Below are 19,519 nucleotides of genomic sequence, written 5' to 3'. Positions count from 1 at the left end.
TCCTTATTGGTTGATGCTCAGGTTAAGCCCATCCCAGGCGACAAGAATGTTCTCTTTGTCGCACGCCGCCACGAGATCGTCGTGCAGTAGACCGCCGCTGTGTGAGACATGCGAGACGATGAGTTGGCTATTTTTCTCAAGGCAGCCCAGTTCTGCAAGCCTGTCTCTGGCGGCGAAAACGGTTTCCAGACTCATGTGGTTATTTGTACGGTTATCACCATTAAAACCGTAGGTACATTCCAGCACCGTTAAATCGATCTTTTTCCCTTTCAACCATTGCCAGGTGAGTTCAGGGAACCAGCCCGAATCATGTCCATAGAAAATTGACTGACCATCTTTTTCGATAAACCAGGTATAACAAAGCTCCCATTTGGCATGGTTCGCCAGCAGTGGAGTGATTCGGTATCCGCGGGTTTCAACGGTTACGAAGGGAACCAGGCAATGAAAAGCAAATCTTTCTGCGCTGTAGCCTGGTAACACTTGTGCCGCGCCGTTAATCGCACGGTCATTACCAAAAATGTGCAACGGATGAGTAATCTCAAATCCGTACCCTTCCATTCGGCTAAAAAGATCGCCGACGTTGAAATGATCGGGATGTGTATGCGTGAACAGCAGCGATTTGATCTCTGTTGCGTCCAGGCCATCTCGCAGCAGTTGCTGGCTGAATTCAGGCGCGACATCAATCAACAGTTCATCGTCGATGATCGCTGAGGAGTGCGTGCGTATGTCTTTGCCTTTACGAATACGGGCTTGCTGACAGTGCTCACAACGGCAAAAAGGATTGGGTATCCCTTCGGATGCTGCGGTTCCCAGAAAATGAATATTCATGTTTCCCTCTTGATCAAAACAGAGTGTTGTTTTTTGAACGAAAATGTAATGAAACGTAATTGGAACGTGTCAATTATTATCCTGCAACTTCAAGGCAACAACGATCTTTTGTTGCATAAGTGATCCTCTTCAAGAATTTAATAATTTATTTTTATATTTCATGGTGTTGAAATTTTTAGTTCATTTCTTCGTGCTATGTGGGGTTGAGAGGTGGTTATAAGAATGTGTTGATAAAATGCACTTTTTAATATTGTAACGTTCAAATTATCTTGCTGGAGATAGTTTCCTGATGAGCACCGTGCTAGCATCAAAACATCAGGGGAAGGGTGTAAAAATGCCAACTATCAAAGACATAGCAAGAATTGCCGGTGTATCGCATGGGACTGTCTCGAATGTGCTCAATGGCAGAGGAAATGTAAGCGTTGAGAAGATTGAAGCGGTTCAACGTGCGGCCCGAGAAGTTGGCTATCAGTTGAATGCGCAGGCGCAATCATTGAGAGCCAGCAAAAGTCAGGGAGTGGCCTTGATTCTGCCGGACATCAATGCGGAACGTTACTATCAACTTTATCGGGGATTACACCAGGCCTGGCAACCTTCACTCAGCGAACCGGTTGATCTTTACCTGACTAATGATTTGCCCAATCTGGAACTGGATATTTTGCAAACACTGGCGGCAAAGTCTTACCAGGCTGTTGTCACCGTGAGTTGCCTGGACAACAGCCAGCCCTATTACGATATGCTCAGGCTCTCCCCGGAGAATGTGCTTTTTGCGTATCGCCAGCCAGCCGGTGCAGTTTGTTATTTTAGCCTTGACTATGTGACCGCAGGGGAAGAAACCGCAAGAAGGGCACTGGCGCAGTTGCCGGGTCATATTGGTGTTTTCTGCGAGCCGCTGGAATTTGCCCACAGCGCACGCTTTACTCAAGCGATACAGAAGGTATGCCGGGAGTTAAGTCCGCACACAAAGCTTACGGTTATACCTGCGCATGCCAGTGAAGTTAACACCGTCGCGTTTGACTTTTTCCGGGGGGCGATACCCGATCTGTTTATTGTTCAGGACAGTGAGAAGACGCGTGCGTTGACGCAAGCGTCCTGGTTTGGGAGTTCTCAGTCCTGCCCGCCGATAGTACAACTGAGTGATAATCTTCCTGCATCTTTTGATGGAATCACCAGCTATCAGATGGATTATGCCCGCCTGGGGACAACTATTGCTTCATGTATTCGCCAACCCAAAAGTAAAGAGAAGCACCGTATTCTGACGAATTGCGGTTTTTCCTGGAATGGGCAATACGCTCCGCCTCATGAGACGGAGGCGACGCTGAATATGTTAATTTTGCCCAGCCCTTCGACCGATGCGCTGAAGAAACTGTTACCTCACTTTTATCGCCAGACCGGTATTAAGGTTAATCTTGCGGTTTATCCGTATGATGAGGTTTTTGAAATTCTCTCTCATCTTCACCTGCACCCTTATTACGATTTACTGCGAATCGATATGGCATGTTTTCCCTGGTTTGCAGAAAAAGCATTATTGCCGCTGGAGTCTGTCTCCCCCGAACTCCCGTTATTGCTGGATAACTTCTCTGAGCAAATTCAGCAGCACTTCAGCCAGGTGAATGGGACTGCATGGGCAATTCCCTTTGATGCCAGTATGCAGCTTCTGTTTTATCGACGAGATCTGTTTGAAGATGCGACGATTAAACGGATGTTTTATGAATCAACAGGCAAAGAGTTAACGCTACCAGAGAATTTCGCACAATTTGATGAGATTGCCGCTTTCTTTAGTCAATTGCATCAGCCAGAAAACAGACAGCGCCCAATGGGAACGGCGGTGACGTTGGGCAGCTCAGGACTTATCGCCACTGAGTACTTGCTACGTTACTACGCGTTAGGTGGACGATTGGTGCGTGAGGGCGAGCCGGTACAACTTGATGCTTCGCTTGCTGCCGCTGCACTTGAAGAATATCTGCACCAGCTTTCTATCGCCGTGAATCTCCCTGGTGAGTGGTGGAGTGATGCGGTTAAACAGTTTGAGCGTGGAAATCTCGCCATGCTGATTATGTATCTCAATTTGTTTAACGATGTTGCGCATACGACCATCGCCCCCACGATCGGCTATGCTCCCGTTCCGGGGCAGCTTCCACAATTGGGCGGTGGCTCTATTGGAATGTCTCGCTACAGTAAGAAGAAAAAACAGGTTGAGCAGTTTTTTCATTGGCTTTATTCCGATGAAATTTCGCGCCATCTGGTTCTATTGGGGGGCAACAGCGCCTGGTCTGGAATATGTCACGATCAAAATGTTCTCAATCTCTACCCGTGGTTTAATTTACTGAATGAAAAAGGCATGACGGGAATACGGGAGTCTCAGGGAAGTAAAGGTGAGTCTTTTAACCTGCGACAGGCAGAGATTATTATCGGGCAAGGCGTGACGAATGCGATTAACGGCATTATGGACGTAACGCAGGCCGTGGAATACATCAATGCGCGGATCAGAAACGAAACGGGTGCCTGAAATATGCGACTCCTCGCCTCTTACTGATGACGTAAGAGGCGAGAAAAAGCGGTTAACAGTAACCCACTTTATAAATGCGCCCGCTCTGGATGCCTTCGACGCTGCGGCGATAGGCGTTGGCGACCGTGACGGCGGGGACGCTTTCAAAGCCGGGGAAGAACCCGTCATAGGCTGCAGCGGATTCACTCAGTACGGTCGGACTTATCAGGTTAATACGCTGACCACGCTCTAGCTCACAGGCAGCGGCGCGCACAAATCCTTCCAGACCGGCATTGATCGTTGCCGCATTTGCGCCTTGTGCGATGGGCTCGTGGGCGATAATGCCGCTAATTAACGTTATCGAACCGCTATCATTGAGGAAATGCTGCCCGGTTAAGGCCAGACGTATCTGGCCTAACAGTTTATCCTGAAGCCCCTGATTAAAGTCCTGGTCGGTCATTGTCGACAGCGGTCCAAAGAACAGATTGCCGGTGGCGGAAACGATCGCATCTACCCGACCGACTTTTTCGAACAATGCCTCGACACTCTCCTGCGAGGTGATATCGACCTGGTAATCCCCCTGCGTGCGACCTACGCGGATCACCTCATGTTTACGGCTCAACGTTTCTGTGACTGCGCGACCCACTGTACCACTGGCACCAATAATGACGATTTTCATAACCACCTCCGCAATAGTGTGAGCCGCTATTCTTTAATGAAAATGAAATCGGATAAACTGGCTAAAAGTTAGATGATTACTAACCAGGGGTTTGCAATATGGATAAGTTACGCGGCATGGAAACGTTTGTCGCCGTGGTGGAGAGCGGGAGCTTTACTTCTGCGGCGACGAGGCTCGAGATGTCTGCGGTGATGGTGGGAAAATATATTGCCCAACTGGAAGCGCAGCTCGGCACGCGTTTGCTGGAGCGCAATACGCGTCGCCAGAGTCTGACCGATGCCGGACGCGTCTATTTTGAAGAAGCCCGTCGCGTGCTGGAGCAGGTATCGATAGCTGAACGTTCGGTAGAGCGTCTGCGGCTGGCACCAGCAGGGACGCTGCGCATAAGCGCGCCCACGTCTTTTGGCGCTTGCGTGATCTCGCCATTGGCCGCTGCGTTTTTACAGACCTGGCCAGAGGTGCGCATTGAACTGGATCTAACCAACCGGATGGTTGATCTGGTTAATGAAGGTGTTGATCTGGCGATCCGCATTGGCGATATCCATCAGACTGACGTGGTGGCGAAATACCTGTGTCCCTACCGTATGGCAATTTGTGCTTCGCCAGAATATCTTGCCCGCCATGGCACCCCCCGGACGCCCGCGGATCTGGTGGATCATCTGTGTCTGTCCCATACCGTGTGGACGGCCCGCAACGAGTGGATACTGCCTGGCGTGACGGGGGAAGTCAGATGGAAACGCGATGCGATCCTGCGCTGTAACGATGGTCATGGACTGCGTATGGCGGCGGTAGCGGGGGCTGGGCTGTTATTGCAACCGGAGGTGCTGTTGGCAGAAGAGCTGGCTACTGGCAAGTTGGTTCGTATTCTGGAAGGATTTACGCCACAGCCGCGGCCGATTCATTTGCTGTGGCGACAGGATTTGCGTCCGTTGCCCAAGCTGACACGGTTTGTTGAGCACGTTCTTAGTGCAGTTCAGGAATTAAGATGAAAATGCCGGATGGTGCTGCGCTTATCCGGCCTACAGTGGCGATTAATCGTAGGCCGGACAAGGCGCGTTATTAACTGATATCCACCTGCGGTTTGCTGTTGCGTTTACGGATCATGCGCAGCACTGGCGGGACCACGATAACCAGTACCGCCATCACCAGCAGCACTTTCGCCACGCCGCTGGCCCACAGAATATCCATACTCCCGTTACTGATAGACAACGCCCGGCGCAGGTTCTGCTCCAGCATTTCCCCGAGAACGAAGCCCAGAATCAATGGCGACATTGGGAAGTGCATTTTACGCAAAATGTAGCCCAGCACGCCGAGGGCGACCATCAACACCAAATCGAAGGTAGTGCTGTGGACAGCGTACACACCTACCGCGGAGACTGCCGCAATAGCGGGTACCAAAAACCACAGCGGAATGGTCAGCATGCGGGTAAACAGACCGATCAGTGGAATGTTCATCACCAGCAGCATTACGTTAGCGATCAGCAGCGCTGCAATCAGCCCCCAGACGATATCCGGCTGTTCAGTGAACATCGCCGGCCCCGGGGTGATGTTGTACAGCGTCAGCGCGCCCATCATCACCGCCGTGGTACCGGAGCCCGGCACGCCGAGCGTCAGCATTGGGATGAAAGAGCCGCAGGCCGAGGCGTTGTTGGCGGCTTCTGGTGCTGCTACGCCACGAATATCCCCCTTGCCAAAGCTGTCGCTGTTGCCGCTGAGCTTTTTCTCGGTCATGTAGGTGATGGCACTGGCAATGGTGGCGCCAGCGCCAGGCAGAACGCCGACGAAAAAGCCAATCACTGATGAACGCAGGGTGGCTCCTACGCACTGTGCGCCTTCTTTGGCGTTGAACAACATGCGGCCCGTTTTACGCACCAGCGTCTGGCCACTGCTGGTATGTTCCAGCATTAACAGTATTTCAGAGACAGAGAACAGCCCAATCACCACTACGATAAACTGCACACCGTCGGAGAGATGGACACTGTCAAAAGTAAAGCGATAAACCCCGGTGTTGGCGTCTACGCCGACGGTCGCAAGTCCGAGACCGATAAGCGCTGCCAGAAATGATTTCAGCGGATTTTGCGCCATCATGCTGCCGAGACAGGCAATGGCGAAAACCATTAAGGCAAAGTATTCTGCCGGACCGAAGGCCAGCGACCATTGGGCTAACGCCGGGGCAAACAGAATGATGCCGCCGATGGCGATAAGTGAACCAAAGAAAGAGCTGACCGCCGAGATAGAGAGCGCCACGCCGCCGCGTCCTTGCTGCGCCATCGGGTAACCATCCAGCGCGGTCATAATCGCCGCCGCATCGCCGGGAACATTCAGCAGGATGGAGGAGATGCGCCCGCCATATTCACAGCCAATGTAGACCGTAGCCAGCAGGATCAGCGCGGATTCTGCGGGCAGATGCAAAGCAAAGGCCAGCGGCAGCAGGATCGCCACGCCGTTGATTGGCCCAAGGCCAGGCAGCAAACCCACAATGGTGCCTACAAAACAGCCTATCAAGGCGATGACCAGGTTTTCCGGCGTCATTGCCACCGCGAAACCCTGAGAAAGATAAATCCAGGTATCCATCGTTTCTCCGTTAACCCAGCCAGGCGCCGAGTGGTAAGGTGACGTCAAGCAGTCGGTCAAAGGCATACCACAGCAGAATGCCGAGCACCGCGCCGGAAATACCCGCAGCCGGGATGGTTGCGCCGAACAGCATGCCAATCACCACGGTGAGAATGGCGGTGGCGATGGGAAAACCGAGCCACTCAAAACCCCAGGCGTACATCAACAGAACAATTACCATCGTCAGCAGCTTTTGCAGCACGTGGCGACGGGGCCAACTGATGGTATCCGGATGGCGCAACAGCAGCGCCACGGCGCATACCAACATCAGACTGATAATGCCCAGCGGGAAGGGACGCGGCCCTACGGGTTCATAGCTGTATTCGCTGCTGATTTGCCAGGCCACGAACAGCCCGGCTATGCAGAGCAACAGCCAGATACCTGCAAAAATACGATCGCTCATCATCTTTGCCTCTGCGTTTACTTCGCCAGACCGAAGGCTTTCGCCTGCTCACGATAATCCGTAACCTGTTTTTTCACGTAGTCGTCGAGCTGTTTGCCGCTCATGTTGAACTCAAACAGACCGCGCAGATCGCGTTGTTTTTTAAACTCATCGGTCTGCTGGAGTTTGTTAAAGGCATCAACCCACCACTGATACTCGGCGTCGCTGACTTTTGGCCCAACGTAGAAGCCACGAATGATAGGCCACACGAGGTCATAACCCTGCTCTTTGGCGGTTGGCACGTTGGCTAACTGGCCCGGTAGGCGTTGATCGGAGAACACCGCGAGCACGCGGATTTTGTCGCCGCTGAGGTAGGGCACCATTTCACTAAGATCGCCGGAAACTACCTGCACGTGATTTCCCATCAATGCGGTAACCGGTTCGCCACCGCCTTCAAAAGCCACATAACGCATCTTGTGCGGATCGACATTGGCTTTTTGCGCCAGCAGCGCCGACTTCATCCAGTCCTGGCTACCGATAGAAGCACCTGCGCCAATGACCACGCTGTTAGGGTCTTTCTCCATTGCCGTAAGCAGATCTTTCAGCGTCTTCCATGGCGCATCCTGACGTATGGCAATCATGCCGTAGTCGGTGCCGACACTTGCCAGCCAGCGGACATCATCCACACCGTAGCGACCAAACTTGCCCTGTGACAGGTTCAGCAGGGAGCCGCCGGAGAAGGCCACCACGGTTCCCGCTTCAGCCGGGCGTTGAGCGACGATCGCGTTATAGGCCACGGCACCAACGCCGCCCGGCATATAGGTCACGCGCATCGGTTTTTCGATAGCACCGGTTTCCATCATGCTCACCTGAATCAACTTACAGGTGAGATCGAAACCACCGCCGGGTTTAGCAGGGGCGATACATTCAGTGCGCGATGGCGCTTGTTCGGCCAGTACAGAGGTACTCATCAGTAAAATGCTTGCAGTAAGGGTACGAAGTAACTGTTTTTTCATTGTTTATCCTCACGCCGGAAAACCGGATTTTCGGGTACGGAAGAAGATTTTTGTGATTATGTGAGCCGATGTGTAGCAGTTCGGTTGCGTGATTGTTAAAACATTAACCTTTCAATTCCCTTTCAATGCGGCAGAAACTTTACAGGATGTGATATGCGTCTCTTATTAGCGGAAGATAACCGTGAGTTAGCTCACTGGCTGGAGAAAGCGCTGGTGCAAAACGGTTTTGCCGTTGACTGCGTTTTTGATGGCCTGGCGGCCGACCATCTTTTACATGGCGAAACATACGCGTTGGCGGTGCTGGATATCAATATGCCGGGGCTGGATGGTCTGGAAGTCGTTAAGCGGCTGCGCAAACGCGGGCAGACGCTTCCTGTCCTGCTGCTGACGGCGCGTAGCGCGGTGGCCGATAGGGTGAAAGGGTTGAACGTCGGGGCCGATGATTATCTGGCAAAACCGTTTGAGATCGAGGAGTTGGATGCTCGGTTGCGAGCCTTGCTGCGTCGCAGTGCGGGACAGGTGCAAGGCATACAGCAACTGGGGGAGCTGGCGTTTCACGATGAAGGCTATTTTCTGTTGCAGGGGCAGCCGTTGGCACTCACGCCGCGCGAACAGGCGCTGTTGACGGTGCTGATGTACCGTCGGTTGCGACCGGTTTCACGCCAGCAGTTGTTTGAGCAGGTCTTCAGCCTGAGTGATGAGGTCAGTCCTGAAAGCATTGAGCTGTATATCCATCGTTTGCGCAAAAAGCTACAGGGAAGTGATGTGCGCATCGCCACGTTGCGTGGTCTGGGCTATGTGCTGGAGCGTAGCGATGAAGTGGGTTAAACCCCAATCGTTATACCTGCAACTGCTGATGTTTTTGGGCCTGCCGCTAATGTTGCTGTGGGGCCTGTCAGCATTTAACAGCTATGTCAGTGCGCTACAGGCGGCGACCCAGGCGTATGACCGCACGCTGCTTTCATCCGCCAGGACCGTCTCCGAGCGGCTGGTGGTGCGCAATAAACAGTTAGAAGTGAATGTGCCATGGGTGGTGCTGGACAGCTTTGAATTGAATATGAACGACCGACTGTATTACAAAGTGGTTGATCCGGCGGGGAAGGTTATCTCTGGTTATGACGATTTACCGGCGATGCCGCCTGCTACCTCGCGCACGCGGCTTTATCCGGCGCTGGCATGGTTTTATCACACTGAATATCGCGGTGAGGCAATCCGTGTGGCGCGTCTGCTGCAGCCTGTCAACGAAGGTGGCATTGTTGGCATGGCGGAGATTTATGTTGCCGAAACGCTGCAATCGCGGCGTTATCTGGCGCGACAGCTGTTGTTTTCCTCGTGGGTCTCGCAAGGGCTGCTGGTACTACTGACTCTGGTGCTGGTTGGCTGGCTGCTGCGCCGGGTGCTACGCCCGATGCGCCAGCTGTCATCGCTGATGGTGCGTCGTGAGCCGGGGCTACTGACGCCGCTGCCGGAGCTGCTGCCGTGGTCGGAAACCCGTCTACTGATTGTGGCGTTTAACCGCTATCTGGACCGACTTCGCGGCCTGATTTCTCGCCAGGAGCGCTTCAGCGCGGATGCTTCCCATCAGCTTAAAACGCCGTTGGCAGTGCTGAAAACTCAGGTGGCGGTGGCTCTCGCCAGTCAGCAGCCGCAGCAGTGGTACGAGAGTCTGCAAGCCATGAGTACCACGCTGGATAACACCATTCAACTGACAGAGAGGCTGTTGCAGTTGTCTGCGGTGAAGCGCAAAGAGCAAGGGGAAAGGCATTTCTCGCCGGTTAATCTGTATGAGGTGGTGCAAACCAGCTGTTTTACCCGACTGGCGCAAGCGCGTAGTAAAGGGATCGATCTGGGCTATGAAGGGGATCAGGACGCGGTATGGGTTGAGGGAGATGAAGTGCTGCTCGGCGAACTGTGTGGGAATCTGCTGGATAACGCACTGAAATACACGCCGACGCAGGGGATGGTGACCGCCCGGCTGCAAAGAGAAGGAGAGGCCGTGGTGCTGGTAGTCGAAGATAGCGGGCCTGGCATTGATGAACAAATGGTGCATCAGGCGCTGCTCCCGTTTCATCGTCTTGATAACGTAGGCAATATCCCAGGCGCCGGGATCGGTCTGGCGCTGGTCAACGAAATTGCTCGCCTGCATCGTACGCACCCACAGCTATCCCGGAGTGAAGCATTAGGCGGGTTAAGCGTACGGATGCGGTTTTTATGTCTGGAGCGAGAAGGGCAGGACGTTCGGTGTCGTCCTGCGCCCGTTATTTAAAGGTCACTGTCGCATTGACCGGGATACTAAATGCGCCTGGTTGAGGAGGGTTCTTCAGCCAGAACAGGGTCGCCATGAACTCTTTGCGCCGACTGTCGCTCTGGTTGTTAAACGCGCCGCTGGTAAAATCGATGCGGTTGCCGCTGATAATATCCCCGGCGCCGGGCCGTGCAGCATCCTGAAGCGTAACGCCGATATCCGGCGTACCCTGACCGGTAAAAACCGTGCCGCTGTTGTGCGTGGTGCCGGTAAAGGTTATCGCGTAATTGATGCCGCGACATTCATGCTTCCCGGCAGCTTCTGCAGCGATAACGGCAAACTGTTTGCTGTGGCTGTTATCCTTGCCAGCTTTGGCTTCGGTAATGCTGATCCTGCCAAACTCGACGGTATCCGTTCCTTTGTCTGAGGCAATAGAGACGATCGGTTCGCAGTTGATATAACTGATGTTATTCAGGCCAGTCAACGCGGGACCAAAATTTTTTGCCGGTCGACTGGTGGAACAGTTTGTACCGCAAGCGTTAATTCCGCCGATACCATCGACGACGAAAACTTTGTTGATGGTACGACCGGCCAGCGCGGGTAAAGGATCAGGTAGTTTTCCGGTAGCAACCAGACTGAGATTAAAGGTAAAAGAGAAAGTTTGCGAAAGTGCCGGGCAGGAACGGGTATTTCCGTTGTTACAGTGGTTATTTGAACCTGTGCGGGGCAGCGTTGCCTGATATTGCGTGGTGACGGCCTGCGCGCTCTGATCGTAAGAACGACCATCGATGCTCACCACCAGTTTCATATTGGTTCCCTGCAAAAAATGCGCAAACTCATGGTCGGGATCGATGTAGATTCTGGCCGCTTCGCCCTGGGGCATATGGTCCGTATCGCTGCAGGTGACGCTAACGGTCTGTGAATTGGACACCCAGACGGTGTCTCCGGCGGCGGTGCTGTGGCTAATTTTAATCGGATCAACGTGTACAGAGACGCTGTTTGCTGTACAGGTAACCGCATAGCTTGTACTACTGAAGATCGGCAAACAAAACAGCACCACGAGTTTAACTATTTTTAACGGATTCATTGATTGCACCTTACGAACCGACGCACTGGGCAGTAATTTGTGTATATCCGATTTTCTTCACCGGCTGGTGATGGTTATCCGGCATTTGAATAAAGCAGTGTTCATTGGTATGTGAGCCCCAGCGCACTTCCAGGCGCGAATTATCTTCCACGCCGCTGGCATACAGAGCGCCATGCAAACCGACCAGGCCGTGATTGCGGCCTTTGGCATCCCGAACGATCGCACCAACCGGTGGGGCTATGTTGCCGGGTATGACTGCATTCACCAGATAGTTGCGCCCGCTGAAGGTTTCAAACACGACTTTGCCGATGGCTTTCTCTGTCGGGACAATTTTTTTCTGTGCCTGGGGAATATCCAGACCGGCGCCAATATCGGCGGTATTCAGACTCACCACGTTGTAATGCCAGGCATCTGCCGCAGTCAGGACCGCATAGCCGTTACCGTCTATCGCCACGCCGTTTTGTTGCTGGATATGGACGCCGTCGGCATTTTGAGCCTCGACCAACACCATGGTGTCACCCGGAGAGTGCATAAGCGTAACGCCGCCTGCGTGCAGCATCGCCCCGCCTCTGATGCCCATATTCATATTCTGGTAGTTGCGCCCGGCGCTATAGCCTCCCTGAACGTTCATCTTGTCGCCTTGCCAGGCGGCGTTAACGCCGGCAGCGGAATCCTGTCGATCGGTGGTACTGCCTTGAACGCCCCAGCTCAGACGATCGTCAAATGCGGTGTTGCTGTAGCTGGTGGAGTAGCTGTCGCCATTCTGCTGGCTATGCATCACGTTGGCAGAGACAAAGCCGTGGCTGTCCATGAAATCAAATGGGATGGATAACGTCAGGTTGATACTGCGGTCCTGGTAGTCGTACTGGTTGCGGGTGTCCTGCACGTATACGCTCCAGTTGATTTTCCCCAGCGTATCGTTGTAACCCAGCTGTATCGTGCGGTCGTGACTCCCGTTGTGCCAGTAGTTTTGCTGGCTGGCGCTGACGTAAAGCGAGGCGTTATCCCACAAACGCTGATTAACAGAAACCTCAAAACGTTGGCGGCGATTATTGTAGTTACTGGTGTAGTAATGCTTTTTGTTGTGCTGCTCGCCAGGGTAACGCAGCTGCTGATTGGGGTCGTCATAGGCGATGTCGTAATAACCCGAGGACCAGCTGTTATGCTCGTTAATGGTGTCGCTAAAGCTGTAATAGCCGGATGTATTGTAGCGGTAGCCAACCAGACGAAAATCCGTGCCGTACTGGTTCAGCGATTTAGAATACAGGAAACGGTAACTTTGCCCCGTGGACGCTTCTCCGCTGGCAAGCTGTGCTCGGGCGGTGGTGATATCAAAGGAGATCGCGCCGAACTGATGCAGATCCTGAGCGACCCCAGTGGCAATCGCGTTGTAACTTTCCGCCGTCAGTAAACCGCCGTACAGCGTGGTTCCAGAGCTGAGGCCATAGCTCAACGTTCCCTGGACAAAACGGGGCCGCCAGCCGCCACTGTAACCGTCACGGTATTCCCCGGCCGTAAACTGAAAACGGCTGTTACCTGCGCGCAGCATGTTCGGTACCGCCGAATAAGGCACGCTGAAATTGCGACGGCTGCCATCGGCTTCAATAACGCTAACATCCAGATCGCCACTCTGGTTGCTGGGGTTAATATCGTCGATGTCAAACGCGCCCGGCGCGACGTTTTTACTGTAGATCAAGTAGCCATTTTGCCGGATTTCGATTGTGGCATTGCTGTTGGCGACGCCGCGAACGACCGGGGCAAAATCGCGTTGGCTATCAGGCAACATATTTTCATCGCTGGTGAGCTGCGCCCCGGTAAACTGGATGCTGTCGAACACATTGTCATCCGTGTAGGTTTGCCCGATGCGCAAGCGGCTACGTAGCGCAACAATATTGCGCTCCACCCACGTAGAAACCGCCTGCCACTGGCGGCCTGAACCGCTGGCGTAGCTGAACGTGGACTGGTTACGGAAATGCCATCCCGCCAGGTTGATGCCGTTGGCAAAACTGGCAAAAACGGAGTCATGATCCTGACCCTGTTCGGCCAGGCGGGTGGTATTGACGTTGTAGCCGACAAAAGCGGCATTAACCCCATCGTCATAGGCAGACTCCGGGACTGCATCGTGTGCGGTCGAGAGCAGAAAAGCTTCCGGCACTGAAATATCAATACGCTGGTAGTTTGCATCTGCCGTCAGGCGGCTGTTTGCTATCAGCGCTGTGAGCTCAACGCAGGTATCGCTGCGGTCATCCGGGATTTTAATCCCGTATCTGCGCAGATCGTCAGCGCTTAGGCAGGGTTGTGGCTTGCCTTCTGGCTGACGTCTTTTGAAGGCAACATTGCGCGTCTCAACGAAGCTATGATCAATATAAATATCGTATTCAAACGTCCCTTCGCTAAGCCCATCATTACGGGCGATTTGCACCACGGAGGTAATATTTTGCGCACCGTGCACAAAACGGGTATTAAATTGTGGCGCACTGTTGGCGTAAGCAGGCATACACAGGACCAACGTTGACAGCGTAAAGACCTTTTCCTTAAACCGTTGCGGTTGCTTATTTTTTATCATCATTGCAACCCCTGACTTAATAACACGATATCGGGACGTTATTGACCGCGTTAGTGCCGCCGTAATCATCTACCCAGTTAAAATCGATGTGGCTAACTTTTTGCTGCGACAGCGTAAACGTGCGTTCGCCATGAGGATTCACCATATCGGCATCAACGTTTTGGCCGTTAATATGCAATTGCGTCAGAGAAATATGTAACGGTGTCGGATTAACGGCACGCAGAGTATTTCCGTGACATTGCCACTGTAATTTCTCGACCGCTTCAGGTAGCGTCATATTCAACCCCGTAGGGCGATAAAAGAGTTTGATGCGAATTCGTTGCGCCAGTTGTAAGGTATTTCCCTCGTTTTCAATGGTGGGGATTTCCTGCACGTTAATCCACAATACCGATTCAACATCATGGGGAAGCCCGTTGCCCTGGTAAATAGCCCGTAGCACGGCGGATTTATGGCCGTCGAGTTTCAGGATCGGCGGGGTAATTATCATTGGCAGATTGGCCGGCGTCTCATCTGGATTACCCTTATCCAGCCATGTCTGTACCATATATGGCTTGTCTGTATTATTGTTGACGTCAAACATCGCTGCTTTATCGTTCTCATTATAAATAACGCGTGTTTGACCCAAATTAATCGCGCTGTGTGCGGTGCTAACCACGCATAGCAACAGATAAAAGAAGACTTTATTCATCAGGTGCACTTTCCAGATTCAGGGAACAGTGCCATCCATAGCAATCAACGTCCGTTATTTATAAATGACGGTGTAATTCATATCCGCAGTAATTGTGCCTGCCGCAGGCAGCGTTGCGCCTATTTGCTGATATTTGGCGACCAAATCAATATGTGCATCGCCGTTTTGGTCCGGTGTCAATGACACTTCATTCTGACCCGCGGAGAAATCGAGGGCGCTACCGGCATGATCCACTTCGATGCCGACATCGGTGGCAGCAACTGTTGTACGAAACGCTTCCAGAAGTTTTGTGTTACTGCCAGGGGTTTTATCAGTAAATACCACCACATAGCCGCTTCCTCCTGTAGCCCCACTGCAGTTGGTGAATTGCAACGTAAACTGAGTATCGCCGGTGGTAGAGCCTGCGCCGCCAAATAACTGGTTGGTGACTTGCGGTAATACGACGTTTGTATTTGTTGGATTGGCGGTGTTCACTACGCAGGTGCTGGCAACAATTTCACCGGTAAAATGGACCGTCGCGGTGGCTTTAGAACCTGCTCCCGCGGTGGTGGCGTAATTAGTACTTCCTGCCGCGCCAACATTAGCCGCAAACAAAGCAACCAGCGCGGTGCAGGTGAGTGTAATTTTCTTCATCATAACTCCGTTAAATTTATTATTTACCCAGAAGAGTACTTGTCAGAGGCGCAGATTCAGCCGGAGTACATCAATGTCAAAAAATGATGCAGGACTTCATTTGAAAGAAACGATTAACGTTTGTAAATTGCTCAACAAGTCATCCGTTGCGGATATTATTTATTTGCGAAAAATAAGTAAACATAATTTTTTATGTGTGGTGAAAGGGTGTTTCAGTAATCTTTTCAGGTTTTTTAACACGGTATATACATGATTATAAATAACGTATGGAATTATCGTTGTGGTACATTTAACAAAATATCAATGTTGTCATTTATTCTTTTTGGGTGTTTTGAATGAGCGGGTTGATCTGTGTTGAAATTACTGTTGTTAGATGTATAAGTTCGCAGAATGTTGATATTGGCGAGATGTGATATTCATTTTGGGGTTGAACAGTTACAGTGTGTTTTTTATACCTGTAAAGTCATGTTGGTCATCTTCAGTCATCGGAGTTGCTACAATTATTTAAACTAAATTTTTTGTGCTGAATTTGATTGTTCTTCATTTTTTTTACATCAGAATGACGATAATTCTAAGATCCAATCAGTAAGCATTATGCTCACAATAAGCTTGCTAATCATTTTCTTGTTAATATATTCCCGTGTTATTTTTCTAAAGGATATTATATACGCTTATATATGCTACGGATTTCTCGTTGTGGGAAGGCGGCAAGTGAGAGGCTCCCGATGAGCCTACCCCAGTAAGTGACCCGGGTATTCATCATACAATTGAACTTGCTATTAGTTCATGAATTGTTATCTGTCAATGCGATTTTTGTTGCAGGTAATTATATTTTCTAATGTGGAAAATAAATCGAGCTTGATTTTAATAGTCAATAAAATCATATTGATGCTGATATCTTGTGAGGTGCTTGTCACAACTTACCATCTTTCTTTTTACATTTGCTGACAATCTACCCTTGTGTTTTTTAAGCTTGTGATATAATTAACATCATGAAATAAGAAAAAAACAATTAAAGATCAATCGATAATAGGTTGAGATATGCTTAAAAATTCGCTAAAGATTAGCAGTCAAGGATATCCAGTCTTTTTAAAACTGGTCGATTTCATTGTTATCAATGTGGTGTTAATTTTTAGCGCCCATCTGCTGGGTTTGGTGCCCTTTAACACCATTGCGATTTTGAGTCTTCTCTTCTCGATCTTTTTCTTACTGTTTGCTGAATACATTAAAATGTACCAGCAAAAGATTAAGACGATCGGTTTGCGTAATCAAAAACGCTTGGTTTTTTGTACGCTGCTGGCGATTTTTTTTAACGAACTGGTCAGTATGACGGTGGCTGAGCCTGAATCACTCGGCTACTTAGACAGACTGCCTTCACCGTTTTATTCAGCCATTATTTACTGGTACTTCATTCCATTACCTTTTCTATACTATATCCGCTTTTTTCTTTTCAAATACACCGCCAGGAAGAATATTCGCGTTGCTGTGATTGGGCTTACTGAGAACGGTCTGGCGGCGGAAAACGCATTGACCACTGAATATGCCAATATCAAATTAGACCTGGCATTTTATGATGAGCGCAGTCCATCCCGTTGCGGCGATGTGGTGGAGAAAATAAAAAGTCCCTTTCGCGGCTCGGTGAGCAATTTAGTTGAGGAAGCCCGGCAGGGAAATATAGACGAAATCTACATCGCTTTACCGATGGTTGCTTTACACCGAATTCGTCATTTTTTAGCGATGATGTCTGACACCACCGTAGATACCTATATTGTCCCTGACTTTTATACCTATAGTAACAACATGTCCAAGTTACGCTCCATCCACAACCTGCAAACTATCGGTATCTTCAGTTCACCGTTTGAAGGGGCGGGGTCGTTTATTAAGCGGGCGGAAGATCTGGTTCTTGGCAGCATCATTATGGTGATGATTTCCTCCCTGATGCTGGCTATTGCCATTGGTATCAAACTCACGTCCCGCGGGCCGGTGTTTTTCAAACAGGACCGCTATGGTCTTAGCGGGCAAAAAATTAAGGTCTGGAAGTTTCGTTCTATGCGCGTCATGGAGAATTCCGATACGGTTATTCAGGCCACGAAAAACGATCCGCGGGTAACCAAATTCGGGAGCTTTTTACGCCGCACTTCGCTGGATGAACTTCCGCAATTTATTAACGTTTTGCAGGGAAGTATGTCGATTGTCGGTCCCAGACCTCATGCGGTTACGCATAATGAGCAGTACCGCAAACAGGTTGAAAATTACATGATCCGCCATAAAGTTAAGCCAGGGATCACTGGGCTTGCGCAGATCAACGGGTTCCGTGGGGAAATTGATGCGCTTTATAAGATGGAAAAACGGGTTCAGTACGATATTGAGTACATTCAAAACTGGTCGTTATGGCTGGATTTAAAAATTATTATTAAAACTATTTTCAAAGGATTTGTCGGTAAGAATGCATACTAAATTGATAGTGATTACCGGAATCGTGATATCGCAGTCCGCATGGGCTGATTTAACACCGAAATCACACATTGGCTTTGCGGGGATAGACTTCCAGGGCAAGGTTGCTGTGGACTACGGTTATAATGATAACGTCTCTTATCAGCCACATAGCAACGATGCTATCGGTTCCTCATTTCAGAGTGCAGCGCCAGTGCTGAGTATGAGTGGAGAGCGTGGTCAGGATAAGTATTTGCTGATGTACTCCGGGGATTACCGTAACTACTCAAGCGATTCTGCTGATAACTACAACGATCATTTTTTCCGTTTTAACGGTGCCTGGCGTTATGGGCTCAAGCATGGTTTAACCCTTAATCTGGAGGATTCGCTTGGGCATGAATCCCGTGGTCGTGACATCACCGAGGGTTTTCTACCGAGTCAATTTGAGCAATATGGGATTAAATCCCCGCTGACGACAAATTTTATCAATAGTGAATTGCGCTACAGCTACGGTGCGCCTGATGGTCGCGGCAAAGCGGAACTGGCGTTGTTATACAAAAAACTGACTTTCGGTAACACTTCTGATGTTCGGGACAGCAGTGAAGACTTCTACAATTATATTCAGGAACAGGAATGGCATGAAAATAGCCTGATAGCGGAAGTTTTTGACCAATACTCATCCAGAACGCGCTTTCGCTATAGTTTTATTACTAACCAGCGTCGCTATGATAACAACTCAGAAAAAGACACGAATGAGTACTATTTGCTGTATGGCCTGAAGTCGCAGTTGACGGGGAAAACCAATGTCGACATGAATATTTCATGGCTGTATAAAACATTTGAAAACAACGCAAACTCGCATGATTTTAATGGTCTAAACTGGGACATAAAAGCGGAGTGGAAGCCATTACAACAATCTGTTTTCACGGCTCACTCTGCGCAAAGCATTAAAGACCCATCGGAAGTTGGTGGATATATTTTAGTGACCCAGTATGGTCTTTCTTACCAGCATTTCTGGTTAGGCACTCGTTTTTCTACTTTATTGGACTACTCATTCACTTCGGAAGACTATAAAAAACAGAACAAGGATCGACATGATAAAGATGGTGTGTTTAGCGTAACCATGAGCTATGACTATACGCCGTCGGTTAATTTTGAGATTAAATATCAGATAGATACATTAAATTCGAATAGGGATACTGACTCGTTTTATATCGGTCCCAACGACAATCAGGAAGTCATTAGAACGTTGGGTTATGATAATTCTATGATTATGCTTAAAGCTAAGGTTCAGATCTAAAATGAAAATAATAGAACTGTGCGCGGTTTTGCTTTTCAGTATCCTGTTGGTCGGATGCACAACGTCCAGCCCGCGATTAATGGACGATCCTGCTACTGTTCAGCAGGATTACCGACTTGGGGCGGGGGATACGGTCAATATCGCTGTTCATGGCCAACCCGATATGACGATGCGGTTTATTTTGGATAAGAGTGGGGAAATTAATTTCCCGTTTGTTGGTGCTCTTAAATTACAAGATAAAACCGTTGATCAAGTGACAAAAGAATTAACTCAACGCCTGACCGGAGATTATTTTACCACTCCGATGGTGACGGTGAGCATTGCCGAGTTCCGCAAATACTATGTTTCAGGCGAGGTGAAAAGTCCAAATGGCTTCGCCTATGAGCCAGGGCTTACCGTCGAGAAGTCTATTGCGCAGGCGGGTGGGTTTACAGACCGTGCGGACCGTCAAGATATCAACATTCGTCTGTCGGGTAGCAATCAGCTGCTTGAGAATGTCGATTTAACGCACTCTGTTCATCCAGGGGATGTCGTGATTATTGGCATGGGGTTCTTCTAACG

General features: G+C 50.2%; 16 protein-coding genes. 7 read left to right on the top strand and 9 right to left on the bottom strand.

Annotated elements, in window-relative coordinates:
- Positions 1 to 3 precede the first annotated feature (3 nt).
- Positions 4 to 828, bottom strand: a complete 825-nt coding sequence (locus WC1_RS06465; protein ID WP_003037212.1) for an MBL fold metallo-hydrolase — start codon at positions 826 to 828, stop codon at positions 4 to 6.
- Between the two features lie 334 nt (positions 829 to 1,162).
- Between WC1_RS06465 and WC1_RS06470 the strand changes: the two genes are divergently transcribed.
- Positions 1,163 to 3,337, top strand: coding sequence for an extracellular solute-binding protein (locus WC1_RS06470; protein WP_032948025.1), 2,175 nt, complete (start codon positions 1,163 to 1,165; stop codon positions 3,335 to 3,337).
- A 52-nt stretch (positions 3,338 to 3,389) separates the two neighbouring features.
- Here WC1_RS06470 and WC1_RS06475 read toward each other — a convergent pair whose 3' ends face one another.
- Positions 3,390 to 3,995, bottom strand: a complete 606-nt coding sequence (locus tag WC1_RS06475) for a short chain dehydrogenase (RefSeq protein WP_016150861.1) — start codon at positions 3,993 to 3,995, stop codon at positions 3,390 to 3,392.
- A 98-nt stretch (positions 3,996 to 4,093) separates the two neighbouring features.
- Here WC1_RS06475 and WC1_RS06480 point away from each other — a divergent pair, with 98 nt between their 5' ends.
- Entirely contained in the window at positions 4,094 to 4,984 is an 891-nt protein-coding gene (locus tag WC1_RS06480; protein WP_003037204.1) for a LysR family transcriptional regulator, read from the top strand.
- Between the two features lie 70 nt (positions 4,985 to 5,054).
- On the opposite strand, the gene WC1_RS06485 is transcribed toward WC1_RS06480, so the two are convergent.
- From WC1_RS06485 to WC1_RS06495, 3 genes are read right to left on the bottom strand one after another with little or no spacing between them, the layout of a single operon-like run.
- Entirely contained in the window at positions 5,055 to 6,569 is a 1,515-nt protein-coding gene (locus tag WC1_RS06485) for a tripartite tricarboxylate transporter permease (protein WP_003846009.1), read from the bottom strand.
- 10 nt (positions 6,570 to 6,579) lie between these two features.
- Positions 6,580 to 7,014, bottom strand: coding sequence for a tripartite tricarboxylate transporter TctB family protein (locus WC1_RS06490; protein WP_008321484.1), 435 nt, complete (start codon positions 7,012 to 7,014; stop codon positions 6,580 to 6,582).
- A 14-nt stretch (positions 7,015 to 7,028) separates the two neighbouring features.
- A complete protein-coding gene (locus tag WC1_RS06495) occupies positions 7,029 to 8,006 on the bottom strand; it encodes a Bug family tripartite tricarboxylate transporter substrate binding protein (protein WP_016150860.1) in 978 nt (325 codons plus the stop codon).
- 153 nt (positions 8,007 to 8,159) lie between these two features.
- Between WC1_RS06495 and tctD the strand changes: the two genes are divergently transcribed.
- Together tctD and WC1_RS06505 are read left to right on the top strand one after the other, a co-directional pair.
- A complete protein-coding gene (tctD, locus tag WC1_RS06500) occupies positions 8,160 to 8,834 on the top strand; it encodes a transcriptional regulator TctD (RefSeq protein ID WP_016150859.1) in 675 nt (224 codons plus the stop codon).
- Positions 8,821 to 10,272, top strand: a complete 1,452-nt coding sequence (locus tag WC1_RS06505) for a sensor histidine kinase (protein ID WP_016150858.1) — start codon at positions 8,821 to 8,823, stop codon at positions 10,270 to 10,272. The genes tctD and WC1_RS06505 overlap by 14 nt, the downstream gene beginning before the upstream one ends.
- Here WC1_RS06505 and WC1_RS06510 read toward each other — a convergent pair.
- Genes WC1_RS06510 through WC1_RS06525 form a run of 4 tightly spaced genes read right to left on the bottom strand, consistent with a single transcriptional unit; the run spans position 10,265 to position 15,225 of the window.
- Positions 10,265 to 11,338, bottom strand: a complete 1,074-nt coding sequence (locus WC1_RS06510) for a fimbrial protein (RefSeq protein WP_016150857.1) — start codon at positions 11,336 to 11,338, stop codon at positions 10,265 to 10,267. The two genes, WC1_RS06505 and WC1_RS06510, sit on opposite strands and share 8 nt — an antisense overlap.
- 10 nt (positions 11,339 to 11,348) lie before the next feature.
- Positions 11,349 to 13,907: a fimbria/pilus outer membrane usher protein gene (locus WC1_RS06515; protein WP_016150856.1), complete on the bottom strand. Its 2,559-nt coding sequence runs from the start codon at positions 13,905 to 13,907 to the stop codon at positions 11,349 to 11,351.
- A 13-nt stretch (positions 13,908 to 13,920) separates the two neighbouring features.
- Entirely contained in the window at positions 13,921 to 14,592 is a 672-nt protein-coding gene (locus WC1_RS06520; RefSeq protein WP_016150855.1) for a fimbrial biogenesis chaperone, read from the bottom strand.
- A 54-nt stretch (positions 14,593 to 14,646) separates the two neighbouring features.
- The gene (locus tag WC1_RS06525) at positions 14,647 to 15,225 is read right to left on the bottom strand and encodes a fimbrial protein (protein ID WP_003037185.1); all 579 of its coding nucleotides are present in this window, start codon (positions 15,223 to 15,225) and stop codon (positions 14,647 to 14,649) included.
- A gap of 1,041 nt (positions 15,226 to 16,266) precedes the next feature.
- Here WC1_RS06525 and WC1_RS06530 point away from each other — a divergent pair.
- The 3 genes from WC1_RS06530 to WC1_RS06540 are packed head-to-tail and all read left to right on the top strand — an operon-like array spanning position 16,267 to position 19,517.
- Entirely contained in the window at positions 16,267 to 17,682 is a 1,416-nt protein-coding gene (locus WC1_RS06530) for an undecaprenyl-phosphate glucose phosphotransferase (protein ID WP_016150853.1), read from the top strand.
- A complete protein-coding gene (locus tag WC1_RS06535; protein WP_016150852.1) occupies positions 17,672 to 18,958 on the top strand; it encodes an outer membrane beta-barrel protein in 1,287 nt (428 codons plus the stop codon). Before WC1_RS06530 ends, WC1_RS06535 begins: the two co-directional genes overlap by 11 nt.
- Before the next feature lies 1 nt (position 18,959).
- Entirely contained in the window at positions 18,960 to 19,517 is a 558-nt protein-coding gene (locus WC1_RS06540; protein ID WP_003037180.1) for a polysaccharide biosynthesis/export family protein, read from the top strand.
- Positions 19,518 to 19,519: the final 2 nt, after the last annotated feature.

It is taken from the genome of Citrobacter sp. KTE30, assembly GCF_000398825.1.
GTDB lineage: Bacteria > Pseudomonadota > Gammaproteobacteria > Enterobacterales > Enterobacteriaceae > Citrobacter > Citrobacter freundii.
This window is presented reverse-complemented; position numbering and strand designations above follow the sequence as displayed.